The sequence below is a fragment of the Sphingomonas adhaesiva genome (assembly GCF_036946305.1).
Lineage (GTDB): Bacteria > Pseudomonadota > Alphaproteobacteria > Sphingomonadales > Sphingomonadaceae > Sphingomonas > Sphingomonas adhaesiva_B.
The window spans coordinates 47,577-60,633 of record NZ_JAQIJJ010000002.1 but is presented as its reverse complement, the minus strand read 5'-3'; the positions used below and the strand labels follow the sequence as shown (position 1 = coordinate 60,633).

The 13,057-nt window shown below is 70.8% G+C and carries 11 protein-coding genes and 1 pseudogene; 11 read left to right on the top strand and 1 reads right to left on the bottom strand.

Annotation, left to right across the window (positions count from 1 at the left end):
* The first annotated feature begins 61 nt into the window (after positions 1–61).
* The 3 genes and pseudogenes from PGN14_RS00425 to PGN14_RS16805 all read left to right on the top strand — a co-directional run bounded on the left by PGN14_RS00425 (position 62) and on the right by PGN14_RS16805 (position 2,817).
* Positions 62–946, top strand: a complete 885-nt coding sequence (locus tag PGN14_RS00425; RefSeq protein ID WP_335297433.1) for an N-acetylmuramic acid 6-phosphate etherase — start codon at positions 62–64, stop codon at positions 944–946.
* Complete coding sequence (locus PGN14_RS00420; protein WP_335297432.1) at positions 939–1,691, top strand: GntR family transcriptional regulator; 753 nt, start codon at positions 939–941, stop codon at positions 1,689–1,691. Before PGN14_RS00425 ends, PGN14_RS00420 begins: the two co-directional genes overlap by 8 nt.
* Positions 1,692–1,819: 128 nt before the next feature.
* Positions 1,820–2,817, top strand: a pseudogene (locus PGN14_RS16805) (IS30 family transposase).
* A 48-nt stretch (positions 2,818–2,865) separates the two neighbouring features.
* Here PGN14_RS16805 and PGN14_RS00410 read toward each other — a convergent pair.
* Positions 2,866–3,858: an SDR family oxidoreductase gene (locus PGN14_RS00410; RefSeq protein ID WP_335297430.1), complete on the bottom strand. Its 993-nt coding sequence runs from the start codon at positions 3,856–3,858 to the stop codon at positions 2,866–2,868.
* A 103-nt stretch (positions 3,859–3,961) separates the two neighbouring features.
* On the opposite strand from PGN14_RS00410, the gene PGN14_RS00405 reads away from it, so the two are divergent.
* From PGN14_RS00405 to PGN14_RS00370, 8 genes are all read left to right on the top strand, one after another.
* On the top strand, positions 3,962–5,770 hold the full coding sequence (locus PGN14_RS00405; protein ID WP_335297429.1) for a M61 family metallopeptidase: 1,809 nt from the start codon (positions 3,962–3,964) through the stop codon (positions 5,768–5,770).
* 244 nt (positions 5,771–6,014) lie between these two features.
* Positions 6,015–8,669, top strand: a complete 2,655-nt coding sequence (locus PGN14_RS00400; protein ID WP_335297428.1) for a response regulator — start codon at positions 6,015–6,017, stop codon at positions 8,667–8,669.
* A gap of 454 nt (positions 8,670–9,123) precedes the next feature.
* The gene (locus PGN14_RS00395; RefSeq protein WP_335297427.1) at positions 9,124–9,705 is read left to right on the top strand and encodes an EF-hand domain-containing protein; all 582 of its coding nucleotides are present in this window, start codon (positions 9,124–9,126) and stop codon (positions 9,703–9,705) included.
* Positions 9,702–10,841, top strand: coding sequence for a tRNA guanosine(34) transglycosylase Tgt (gene tgt, locus PGN14_RS00390; protein WP_335297425.1), 1,140 nt, complete (start codon positions 9,702–9,704; stop codon positions 10,839–10,841). Before PGN14_RS00395 ends, tgt begins: the two co-directional genes overlap by 4 nt.
* Positions 10,838–11,047: a hypothetical protein gene (locus PGN14_RS00385; protein WP_335297424.1), complete on the top strand. Its 210-nt coding sequence runs from the start codon at positions 10,838–10,840 to the stop codon at positions 11,045–11,047. Before tgt ends, PGN14_RS00385 begins: the two co-directional genes overlap by 4 nt.
* A gap of 61 nt (positions 11,048–11,108) precedes the next feature.
* A complete protein-coding gene (locus tag PGN14_RS00380) occupies positions 11,109–12,086 on the top strand; it encodes a cell wall hydrolase (RefSeq protein ID WP_335297423.1) in 978 nt (325 codons plus the stop codon).
* A 59-nt stretch (positions 12,087–12,145) separates the two neighbouring features.
* Positions 12,146–12,454, top strand: a complete 309-nt coding sequence (locus tag PGN14_RS00375; protein WP_335297422.1) for a hypothetical protein — start codon at positions 12,146–12,148, stop codon at positions 12,452–12,454.
* A gap of 166 nt (positions 12,455–12,620) precedes the next feature.
* Positions 12,621–13,046: a hypothetical protein gene (locus PGN14_RS00370; RefSeq protein ID WP_335297421.1), complete on the top strand. Its 426-nt coding sequence runs from the start codon at positions 12,621–12,623 to the stop codon at positions 13,044–13,046.
* Positions 13,047–13,057: the final 11 nt, after the last annotated feature.

Here is a 13,057-nt window from a genome sequence, read left to right as displayed (position 1 = left end):
ACGGCCATAACCGCCGGTCATCTTTACAGGATGGCGAGGATCGTGGTCTGATAATGGCATCATGAGCACCGAAACCAACGATCCCCGCTTCGCGCATATCGACGTCTGGCCGATCGCGGATGCGGTCCAGGCGATGTGGGAGGGGCAGCTCGCCGCGGTGGCCGCGGTCCAGTCGCAGGTGCCCGCGATCGCCGCCGCCGCGGACGCCGCCGCGGCGCGGCTGGGGCGCGAGGGGCGGCTGGCCTATGCCGGTGCGGGTACGTCGGGGCGAATCGCGGTGCAGGACGGGGTGGAACTGTATCCGACGTTCAACTGGCCGCAGGAGCGGCTGGTGTTCCTGATGGCGGGCGGGCTGTCCGCGCTGACCGAGGCGGCGGAGGGTGCGGAGGACGACGGCGATGCCGCGCGGCGCGCGGTGGCGGCGGCCGGACTGGGTGCGGCCGACGTGCTGGTCGCGGTGGCGGCCAGCGGGCGCACGCCGTTCACGCGCGCGGCGGTGGCGGCGGCGCGGGCAGCGGGGGCACTGACGATCGCGCTCGCCAACAATGCCGGTGCGCCGCTGCTGGGCGATGCCGAACATGCGCTGCTGGTCGATACCGGCACCGAATTGATCGCGGGATCGACGCGGATGAAGGCGGGCACGGCGCAGAAGGCGGTGCTCAACATGCTGTCGACTGCGATCATGCTGCGACGCGGGCTGGTCCATGACGGGTTGATGGTCAACATGCGCGTCTCGAACGACAAGTTGCGCGACCGTGCGCAGCGGATGGTGGCGGAGATCGCAGGCGTCGCACCCGACATCGCCGCCGCCGCGCTGTCCGCGGGGGGCGAGGAGATCCGCGCCGGCGTGCTGATCGCGCTGGGCGCCGCGCCGGCTGAGGCCGCGGCGCTGGTGGCGCGGCACGACACGCTGCGCGAGGCGATGCGGGCGTATCGCGATGCGTGAGCTGCTCGCCGCGCGCGAGGCGGATGCGACGCCGCTCTACCTGCAACTGGCGCGCAACCTGCGCCAGCATCTGGCGAGCGGGGCGATCGACGCGGGCAATGCGCTGCCGTCCGAACGCGACCTGAGCGCGATGACGGGCATGTCGCGCGTCACCGTCAGGAAGGCGATCGAGCAGTTGATCGCGGAGGGCGTGCTGGTCCGCAAGCAGGGATCGGGCACGTTCGTCGCGCGGCGGATCGATGCGGCGGGATCGGTACTGTCCAGCTTCAGCGACGATGCGCGTGCGCGCGGCGAGGATCCGGGCACGGTCTGGATCAGCAAGAGCTATGGCGAGCCGACCGAGGAGGAGGCCGCGGCGCTGGGCATCCCGCCGGGCACGCGGGTGGCGCGGCTGGGGCGCGTGCGCCTGTCGGGGGGCGAGCCGCTGGCGATCGAACATGCGGTGGTCCCGGCGCAGCACCTGCCGCGGCTGGAGGCGATCGGGACATCGCTCTACGCCGCGCTGACGGCGGCGGGGGTGCCCCCGGCGATGGGGACGCAGCGGCTGCGTGCCTGCCTCGCCACGCCGACCGAGGCGGGGATCTTGAGCACGCGACAGAATGCGGCGGTGCTGCGGATCGAACGCGTCACCCGCACCGCGCAGGGCGAGGCGGTGGAGTTCACGCGCTCGGTCTATCGCGGCGACCGGTATGATTTCGTGTCCGAGCTGAGCGGGCTGCCGGGCGGGGGGACGATGGCGGATTAGGGCTTCTTGCGTCATTCCCGCGAAGGCGGGGATCCATTGACGCTGGCGTTTCGCCTCTTGCGACGACCTGCGCGTATGGATCCCCCGGACTCACGAAAGAAGTGCACCACCGATAGGGTGGTGGCGCGATGGGACACAGCTACAGGCAGCTCGGCCTTGACGAGCGGATGGAGATTGCGCGGCTTCGGGAGGCGGGCTGGTCATCGCGGCGGATCGGCGCGGCGATCGGGCGCTGCCACACGACGGTCAGCCGAGAGGTAAGTCGCAACAGCCGTGCGACCAGGGCCTGGCCTGGCGGCTATGCGCCAGCGCGCGCGCACGAACTGGCGCAGCGGCGACGACGATGGGACTGCCGCTTCAAGCTGGTGCGCCAACCGGACCTGCGGGACCAGGTGAGGCAAAGCCTTGCGATGGGACATTCGCCCGAGCAGATCGCCGGCCGGCTGGCGCGCGAGACGGGTCGCACCGTCATCAGCCACGAGTCAATCTACCGCTTCGTCTATCATCGCTCAGGCCAGAAGGATTACTGGCACCGCCTGCTGCCCCGCGCCAAGTCCCGGCGCGGTCGGTACCGCATGCAGGGCGGCAGCCCGGCCAGCTTCATCCGCCAGCGCCGCCCCCTCACCGAGCGCCCGGCCGAGGCGACGACGCGCCAGCAGCCCGGTCACTGGAAGCCGACTACATGCTGTTCGCCGCCTACGGCCACAACATCCTCGTCCTGCACGAGCGCACCACCCGCTTCACCCTGCTCGACCACCCGCCCACGCGCAAAGCAGCGATCACCGCACAGCGCATCGAACGCCAACTCCGCGACGTTCCACAGGTGCTCCGCCGCACCATCAGCTTCGACAACGGAACAGAGTTTGCCGAGCATCAGCGCCTGCATCACCTCGGCCTGCAGACCTTCTTCTGCGACGTGCGCAGCCCCTGGCAGAAAGGCGGCATCGAGAACACCATCGGTCGCTTGCGACGCTTCCTGCCCCGCAAGGCCAACCTCGACAACCTCTCGCCCGCACAATTGCGTGCCTATGCCCAGCGGCTCAACGACACGCCCAGAAAATGCCTCGACTTCCAAACCCCCGCCGAGGCATTTCTCCAAGCCTCAACCGGTGCACTTCAAACGTGAATCCACATTCCCGCCTCCGCGGGGATGACGGTTGGGGTGGGGTCACGGTCAGCGCCGCCGCGCCAGCCCCGCCAGCGCGGCCAGCCCCAGCGTCGCGCCCACCGCGGTCGCGGTCAGCGCGGGGTGGCGGCCGGCGGTGGCGTAGAGGCTGGTGCGGCGGCCGGGCTGGACGCCGGAGCGCTCGCGGCCATCGTTCCCCTGCGGCGCCGTCAGGTTGTCGCCCGGTGTCTTCGCCCGCCCGGGATCGCGCAGCCACGGCAGCAGCGCGGCGCCGAAGCGATCGAGCAGGACGGGGAAATGCTGCGCGGTCAGCACCTGGAGCTTGCCGACGCCGCCCACCGTCACGTCGCGCGTCGGGCGCACCGCGGCGTCGAGGATCGCGCGCGCCACCAGGTCGGGGTCGTACACGGGCGGGGGCAGCAGCGCTTCGCCGTCGAGATGATTGGCGGCGTGCTGCGCCACCGGCGTATCGGTGCCCGACGGCTTCACCAGCGTGACCGAGATGGGCAGGCGATCGGCCTCGACCTCGATCCGCAGCGAGCCGATATAGCCCTTCACCGCATGTTTCGACGCGGCATAGGCGCCCATTCCGGCGGTCGGAATGTCCGACACGATCGAGCCGAGCGAGATCAGCGCGCCGCCCGCGCGCTGGAGGTGCTCGACGGCGACGAGGCAGCCGTGGACGGTGCCGACGTAATTGGTGCGCCACAGCGCCTCATGCTCGTCCATCGGCGTGTCGACCAGCTTGGCATAGATCGCCACCCCGGCGGCGTTGACCCAGGTGTCGATGCGCCCGAACCGCTCCACCGCCTTGCTCGCGGCGCGCTGCACGTCGTGCAGGTCGGTGACGTCGGCGGTGGCGAAGTCCGCATTGGCGCCGATCTCGCGCGCGATCCGTGCCAGCGCGTCGCCGTCGCGCGCCACCAGCATGACGCGCGCACCCGCCGCCGCCGCCCTGCGCGCGGTGGCGAGGCCGATGCCGGAACTGGCGCCGGTGATGAGCATGACCTGCTGGTCGAGCGGCTTCAGGCGGGGACGCATCCGGGTTCCTTTCGCTGTAACGCGTTGAGAACACGGCACGGGCTGCGATGTTGCGTCGCGGCGGCCGGGAACGCTATCGTCGGGCGGAACGACGGGGGTGGGCATGCGGGCGGCGATCGGGGCGATGGTGATGCTGGCGGCGGGCGCGGCACAGGCGCAGGAGGCGCCGCCGGTCCGCTATGCGGTGACCTTTCCCGATCCCGCGCATCATCTCGCGCGCGTGACCGCAACGTGGCGCAACGTGCCCGCCGGCCCGCTGCGGGTGCAGATGTCGCGATCGTCGCCCGGACGCTATGCGCTGCATGAATTCGCCAAGAACGTGTTCGACGTGCGCGCGGTCGACGGCGCCGGGCGCGCGCTGGCGGTGACGCGCAGCGACCCCTATGGCTGGCAGGTGGCGGGCCATGACGGCACCGTCAGCGTCACCTATTCGCTGTTCGGCGATCGCGGCGACGGCACCTACGACCAGATCGACGCGAAGCACGCGCACCTGAACATGCCCGCGACGATGATGTGGGCGACCGGCTATGACGCCGCGCCGGTCGAGGTCGCCTTCACCCCCGCCGATCCGTCCTGGAGGATCGCGACGCAGCTGATCCCGGTCGCGGGCGCGCCCAATGTGTACCGCGCGCGCGACCTGCAATATCTGATGGACAGCCCCACCGAGCTGTCGGCGCATATGGTGCGCGAGTGGAAGGTGGGCGACCAGCTGATGCGCATCGCCGCGCACCATCCCGGCACGGCGGCGGACATGGACGCGCTGGCCGCGCAGGTGAAGCGGCTGGTGCCGCAGCATGCCGCGCTGTTCGGCGAATGGCCGCGGTTCGACGGCGGCAGCTATACCTTCATCGCCGATTACATGCCGCAGATCGGCGGCGACGGGATGGAACATCGCAACTCCACGATCGTCACCACGCCGACCCCGCTCGACGGCAGGAACCGCGATCAGCTGGGGACGATCTCGCACGAGTTCCTCCACGCCTGGAACGTCGAGCGGATGCGCCCCGCGGAGATCGAGCCGTTCGACTTCACCCGCGCCAATGCCACGCCGTCGCTGTGGGTCGCGGAAGGATTCACCAATTACTACGGCCCGATGATGCTGCGGCGCGCCGGGCTGATCGATGTCGACGGCTTCCTGGCGGAGATGTCGGGGCAATATGACTATATCCTGCGCTCGCCCGCGCGTGCCTTCGCCGGGCCGCAGGAGGCGAGCATCCGCGCGCCGCTGGCGGATGCGGCGACGCCGATCGATCCGGTCAGCCCGCAGGCCTATCTGTCCTATTATCCCTATGGCGCGGTCGTCGCGCTGCTGCTGGACCTGTCGATCCGGCAGCGTTTTCCCGCATTGTCGCTCGACGACTATATGCGCCATCTGTGGCGCACCTATGGCCGCACCGAAACACCGTACCGGCCCGACGACCTGCGCCGCGCACTGGCGGAGGTGACGGGGGATGCGGCGTTCGCGGGTGCCTTCTTCGCCGCGTCGGTGACCGGCCATGCGCTGCCCGATGCGGCGCCGCTGCTGGCGCAGGCGGGGCTGGTGGTACGCGCCGCCAACGCCGGCAAGGGCTGGATCGGCGCCGCCAGGGTGACGGCGGTAGAGGGCGGGGTGACGCTCGCCGGCGCGCCGATGGTCGGATCGCCGCTGTACGCGGCCGGGGCCGACAAGGGCGATCGCATCTTGGCGCTGGGCGACGCGGGGATCGCCGGCGTCGCCGACTGGGACGCGGCGCTGGCGCGGCTGACGCCGGGCGCGCGCGTGCCGGTCCGCTTCGTCCAGCGCGGGCGCACGCGGCAGGCGGAGCTGACCGTCGCCGCCGACCCCGCGGTCGCGATCGTGCGGATGGAGACGGCGGGGCAGGTGCCGACCGCGGCGCAGAAGCGCTTCCGCGAGCGCTGGCTGGGGCGTTAGGATCAGGCCGGGTGCGCCTTGTCTGGTCGAGACGGTCTCTCCTCCCCTCGTCATCCCGGACTTGATCCGGGATCCCGCTCTTATCGACGCCGGCAGAAGCGGGACCCCGGATCAAGTCCGGGGTGACGGTGAACATACTCGATCACGTCTCGGCGCCGGCGCTTCGCGACGAGGTGCGCGGTCCTGACGGCCACCGGGTAGGTGCGCGATTGACAGCTTGGCGGACGACGCGCAGGTGAATGGGATGACGCAGCCTCACCCCCCGCATGTGCTTGATTCTGCTGTCACCATCGGCGCCTGGCCGATCGGCGGGGGCGAGACGGGGGCGCTGGTGCGCGGGTTCGACTGGGCCGCCACGTCGCTGGGTGCGATCGCGGGCTGGTCGCGCGAGCTGCGCGCGACCGTGTCCAACGTGGTCAACTCCCCGGTGCCCAAGGTGCTGATGTGGGGCGCGGACCACATCATGATCTACAACGACGCCTATAGCGCGATCGCGGGCGCCAACCATCCGCGCGCGCTGGGCGGGACGGTGCCCGGCATCTGGCCGGAGATCTGGGACTGGAACCGCGCGGTGCTGGCGCGCGGTTTTGCGGGCGAAACCCTGTCCTATCGCGACCAGCCGATGACGCTGGTGCGCGGCGGCGTGGCGGAGGAGGTGTTCCTCGACCTGTTCTATACCCCCGTCTATGATGCCGATGGCGCGGTCGGCGGGGTGATGTGCACCGCGCTGGACAATACGGACCGGCTGCTGCTGGAACGGCGGCTGGCGGCGAACGTGTCGGCGCTGGCGGACGCCAATGCGCGCTTCCGCTCCGCGATGGAGGCGATGCACGGCGTCCTGTGGACCAACGATGCCAACGGGCGGATGACCGGGGAGCAGCCCGGCTGGGCGATGCTGACCGGGCAGACGCAGGCCGAATATGACGGCTATGGCTGGGCCGATGCGATCCACGCGGACGATGCCGAGCCGACGATCGCGGCATGGCAGCGCGCGGTGGCGGGCAAGTCGACCTTCGTCTTCGAGCATCGCGTGCGGCGGCATTGCGGGACGTGGCGCACCTTCGCGGTGCGCGGCGTGCCGCGGCTGGACGAGCGCGGCGAGATCGCGGAATGGGTCGGCGTCCACACCGACATCACCCACCAGCGCGCGGCCGAGGCGGCGCTGCGCGACCATGCCGAACAGCTGGAACGGCAGGTGCGCCACCGCCAGCGCGCCGAGGATCAGCTGCGCCAGCTGAACGAGACGCTGGAGGCGCGCGTCATCGCCGAGATCGAGTCGCGGCGCGCGGCCGAGGCGAAGCTGGCGCAGGCGCAGAAGATGGAGACGGTCGGCAAGCTGACCGGCGGCGTCGCGCACGATTTCAACAACCTGCTCCAGGTCGTGTCGGGCAATTTGCAACTGCTGATGAAGGACGTCGCGGGCAACGAGCGCGCGGAGACGCGCGTCGCCAATGCAATGGCGGGCGTGTCCCGCGGATCGCGGCTGGCGTCGCAGCTGCTGGCGTTCGGGCGGCGGCAGGCGCTGGAGCCGAAGGTGGTCAACGTCACGCGGTTCGTGGGCGGGATGGACGACATGCTGCGCCGCGCGATCGGCGAGGGCGTGGAGATCGAGACGATCGTCGGCGGCGGGTTGTGGAACACCTTCATCGATCCCGGCCAGATCGAGAATGCGCTGCTGAACCTCGCCATCAATGCGCGCGACGCGATGGACGGGCAGGGCAAGCTGACGATCGAACTGGCCAATGCGCATCTCGACGACGATTATGCGCGCACCCATGACGAGGTGACGCCGGGGCAATATGTGATGCTGGCGGTGACCGATACCGGCAGCGGGATGGCGCCCGAGATCGTCGACAAGGTGTTCGAGCCGTTCTTCTCGACCAAGGCCGAGGGCAAGGGATCGGGGCTGGGGCTGTCGATGGTCTATGGCTTCGTCAAGCAATCCGGCGGGCATGTGAAGATCTATTCGGAGCCGGGCCACGGCACCTCGATCAAGCTGTACCTGCCGCGCGCGATGGAGAGCGAGGACGTCGAGGTCGCGGTCGATACCGGCCCGATCACCGGCGGGACCGAGACGGTGCTGGTGGTGGAGGACGACGACGAGGTCCGCGCCACCGTCGTCGAGCTGCTCGCGGATCTCGGCTATCGCGTGCTGAAGGCGGTCGATGCGCAGAGCGCGCTGAACGTGATCGAGAGCGGGATCCCGATCGACCTGCTGTTCACCGACGTGGTGATGCCCGGCACGCTGAAGAGCCCCGAGCTGGCGCGCAAGGCGCGCGAGCGGCTGCCGGACATCGCGGTGCTGTTCACCAGCGGCTATACCGAGAATTCGATCGTTCATGGCGGGCGGCTGGACCCGGGCGTCGAGCTGCTGTCGAAGCCGTACACGCGTGAGGCGCTGGCACGGAAGTTCCGCCATGTGCTCGCCAACCAGGGCCAGCGGCGGCAGGCGGCGGCGGCACCCGTCGCGACGCCGCCCGTCGCGATGCCGGCGCCGGTCGCCGCCGGGCGGACGGTCCTGCTGGTGGAGGACGATGCGCTGATCCGCGCCGCCACCGCGGAGGTGTTGCAGGACGGCGGGCATGTCGTGGTCGAGGCGGCGAGCGCGGAGGAGGCGATGGCCGCGCTCCAGACCGCACCGATCGACGTGCTGATGACGGACATCCATCTGCCGGGCTGCTCCGGGATCGAACTGGCCGAGCGCGCCCGCACGATCCGCCCCGGCGTGCGCGTGGTGGTGGCGAGCGGCGACACTGCCGGCGTGGCGGGCACGCTGCCGGGCGCCGCGGTGCTGGCCAAGCCGTACAATGCGGTGCAGCTGATCGCCGCGGTGGCGGGGGAGGCGGGCGCGGCGGCGGCGGTGCCCGCGCCGAAGCGTGCGCTGGAGGGGGAGGACTGACCTCTCCCGTCCTGCCGGGCGTGTCCCGGTTTCCAGGATCCGCGCGCGCCACCGGCCGGATCGCGCGGAGCCTTGAACCCCGGTCTTGATCGGTGCTGATTCCCTTCGAACAAGGATTCTTCCTGCCACCCCGGCGAAGGCCGGGGTCCAGTCGGGGAACGGGGGTTGGCGAGCGCTGTGCGTCGTCACCGCGACCTTCCCGACTGGACCCCGGCCTTCGCCGGGGTGGCGCGCTTGTCTGAATGGGACAAGCATCGAACCAGTCCGGGATGACGGGGTGGTCGGGGTGGGCGACCTTGCCATACGATCGTCGTCACCCCGGGCTTGACCCGGGGTCCATCCCTCCGCGAGCGCAGCGCCTGCGGGTCGATGGATGCCGGATCACGTCCGGCATGACGGTTCAGGCCACGCCAGCGCTTGTCAACGCCGCCCCGCCTCTGCCACGGGGGCGGGCATGATCGCGTTGTTCCTGGCACTGGCCGCCGCCGCCGCTCCCCAGCAGGACGGGCCGCCGATCGTGGTGAAGGGGCCGCAGCCCGCACAGCCGCAGACGCCCGCGACCATGGTGGTGGAGCCGGTCGCGATGATGATCGCGACCTTCGACAGCGATGGCGATGCATTGGTCGACCGGTCGGAGGTGCTGGCGGGCGTGCGTGCCTCGTTCGAGGCGATCGACACCGCGCATACCGGCAAATTGCGCTACATCGCCTTCGCCGACTGGGCGGAGCGGTTCCTGGGCGATCGCAACGCGCTGCCCAGCCCGTTCGAGGTCGACCGCGACAATGACGGGCAGATCACGCTGGAGGAGTTGCAGGACCAGTTCTCGCGGTTGTTCGCGCGCTACGACAAGGATGGCAGCAAGACGATCAGCCGTGCCGAGCTGATCACCTATCGCACCGCGCCGGTCGATGCGCGCGGCCCCACCGCGGGGCGGCGCCCGGACGGGAAGGACGCGCCGCCCAGGGGCCGCGGGCGGCGCGGGCCGCCTCCGCCCACCACCACGCCCCCCAACGACACGCCGGACGATATGCAGTGACCCGTTTCGCCTTCTCGATTCACGCCACCGATGGCGCGGCGCGCACCGGGGAGATCGCGATGGAGCGCGGCGTCATTCGCACGCCCGCGTTCATGCCGGTCGGCACCGCCGCGACGGTCAAGGCGATGAAGCCCGCCGATGTCGAGCGCGCGGGTGCGGACATCATCCTGGGCAACACCTATCACCTGATGCTGCGCCCCGGTGCGGAGCGGGTCGCGCGGCTGGGCGGGCTGCACCGCTTCATGGGATGGGAACGGCCGATCCTGACCGATTCGGGCGGCTATCAGGTGATGAGCCTGTCGGAGCTGACGAAGCGGTCGGAAGAGGGGGTGGCGTTTGCCAGCCATCTCGACGGGACGCGACACCTCATCACGCCGGAGCGTTCGATCGAGATCCAGCGGCTGCTGGGCAGCAATATCGTGATGGCGTTCGACGAACTGGTGCCGACCACCGCGACGCGCGAGGTGCAGGCGGCGGCGATGGAGCGGTCGATGCGCTGGGCACGCCGCAGCCGCGACGCGTTCGACGGGGGAGAGGACCATGCCGCGCACAATGCGATCTTCGGCATCCAGCAAGGCGCGCTGGACGAAGGATTGCGCAAGGCGAGCGCGGACGCGCTGACCGACATCGGGTTCGACGGCTATGCCATCGGCGGGCTGGCGGTGGGCGAGGGGCAGGCGGCGATGTTCGGCTGCCTCGATTATGCGCCGGGGCAATTGCCCGCGGACAAGCCCCGCTACCTGATGGGGGTGGGCAAGCCCGACGACATCGTCGGCGCGGTGGAGCGCGGGGTCGACATGTTCGACTGCGTCATGCCGACGCGGTCGGGGCGCACGGGGCAGGCGTTCACGCGGTCCGGGCCGATCAACATCCGCAACGCGCGCTTCAACGAGGATCAGGGACCGCTCGATCCCGAATGCGGGTGCGCGGTGTGCGCCACCTGGACGCGCGCCTACCTCCATCATCTGGTGCGCAGCGGCGAGATCCTGGGGGCGATGCTGATGACCGAACATAATATCGCCTTCTACGAGGCGTTGATGGCCGATCTGCGTGCGGCGATCGCCGGCGGTACGCTGGCGGGGTTCGCCACCACGTTCCGCGCGCGCTATGGCGCCGCCAAAGGAGAGTCTGCGTGACCGACGACACCAACGAACCCAACGAGATCCTGGCCACCGTCGCCGCCGCCAAGGCGCATGAGGAAGCCGCCACCGGCAAGAGCGAGGCGCAGGCGCGTGCGCGCCGGTGGCAGATCGGCAAGACGTGGCTGGGCGTGGGGATCGGCTCGGCCGCGGTGGCGGCCGCGGTGCTGTTCGCCAATTCGCGCGGCGAAAAGGAAAAGTAACCGCGTCGCACTAGGGCCGGTGACCGGCGCGCTGCGATCCGCGGGCGCGCGGGAGATGCGCGTGACGCCCGATGCCCCGTTCCTGCCGACGCTGACCGTGGCGCACGCGCGCCGGGCGCTGGCGGCGGTGACGGCGGCGACGATCGTCGCGGCGGGGGCGTTCGCGGCACAGGCGGCGTTGCTGCTGCTGGCACCGCGCGCGACCGCGGCACCCCGGCCGCTGGTCAGCCGGGCGGTGCCCGCCGCGATCGTGGCGCCGGTCGATCGCATGCCCCTGCCGTCACCCGCGCGCGGCGCCACCGGGACCGCGCCGCTGCCGCCGACGCCCGTGGTATCGGCGGCGGCGGACACCGGCGTGGTCGCGGCGGCGCCCTTCTCGCTCCACGGCATCGCCGCGGCGGATCGCGGGCGGGCGGTCGAATGCCTCGCGGCGGCGATCTATTACGAGGCGGGGTCGGAGCCGGTCGACGGCCAGCGCGCGGTGGCGCAGGCGGTGCTCAACCGCGTGCGCCATCCCGCCTTTCCCGCAACGGTGTGCGGCGTGGTCTATCAAGGGTCGGAGCGGGCCGGCTGCCAGTTCAGCTTCGCGTGCGACGGCGCAATGGCGCGCGCGCCGTCGCGGGGCGGCTGGGCGCGCGCGACCCGCGTCGCGGCGGCGGCGCTGGCGGGCGCGGTGTATGCGCCGGTCGGATTGGCGACGCATTACCACACCTTCGCGGTGACCCCGGCGTGGAACCGCGGGCTGGTGATGACCGATGCGGTGGGCGCCCACTTCTTCCACCGCTGGAAGGGCTATTGGGGAACGCGCGCCGCCTTCGCGCAACGCTATCGCGGGCACGAGCCACTGCCGGGACCGCATCCGACCGCTCCGACTCCGGCCGAGGCGGTGGCGATCGTGGCGCCCGTGGCGGTTTCGACGCCGATCCCGGCGCCGGTCGTTGCCGTGCCGCGTCGCGCGTCCGCCGCGGCGCCCGTGCTGCCCGAGTCGCAGGTGCTCGACCGGTGGAAGGATTCGGGCCAGCCGCTCGACCGGCGGTGAGCGTCAACGCGTCGTTTACCATCGCAAGGCTATGATCGCCGGCAAGGAGCGATATGCCCATGCCATCGGACGACCAGATTCAGATCCTTCAGGCCGCGCGCGACGAGGCGCAGCGTATCATCAAGGCGACCGCCACGATGGACCCGGAGGTGCGCGTCGCGATGCCCGCGGCACAGTTCCAGAAGCTGGGCCAGCTGCTCGACTATGTGGCGACGCGCGCGCAGGGCGATGCCGACCGGTTCGACGCGCCGATCGACGGCATCCGCTTCTGGGTGCCGCTCCACTATCTGGAGATGGAGCGCGCCCGCGTCGCGGAGACGCAGCCGAGCTATTACCAGCAGGCGTTCGACCGGCTGATGCTGGACTGACGCGCGCGGTCGGTCAGCTTCCTTCGGGGCGTGCCGAAATCGCGCCCAAATATCGTTAACATCCGATTGACTGTGCCGTCGCGCTGGCCAACCATATGGCCTGCGTGAACGGAGTGCCTGCTTGCCCGACTGGGTGAATGCCCTTCCAGGATTGATGACGGCGGGAGTGGCGATCACCTCCCCTCCCGCGACGACGCCGGCCAACCTGTGGCGCGGCATGGAGCGGATCGCGCTGGTCTGCGTCGCCCCCGATACGACCGTTCCCGCATGGTGCGCCGACGCGCTGGACGAGGTGCGCCGCGGCGCACCCATCCCGGTCGTGCGCGCCGACCGGCCCGCCGCGGAGGCGGGCACCATCAACATCATGCTGACGCTGGAGGCCGACCGCACGCTGACGCTGCGGATCGAACCCGCGCAGGCATATGACGAATCCCAGGGGGCCTATGTTCGCGGCGGCCTGATCCTGTCCTCATCGCCCCAGGGAGCCGGGGCGATGCGGGAGGTGCTGACACGCGCCCTTGGCGATGCCCTGCCGTGGCGGAACGCCGCCCGGCCGGGGAGAGGACGGGTGGCCGCACCACCCAGAACGTAACGGGCCAGAAC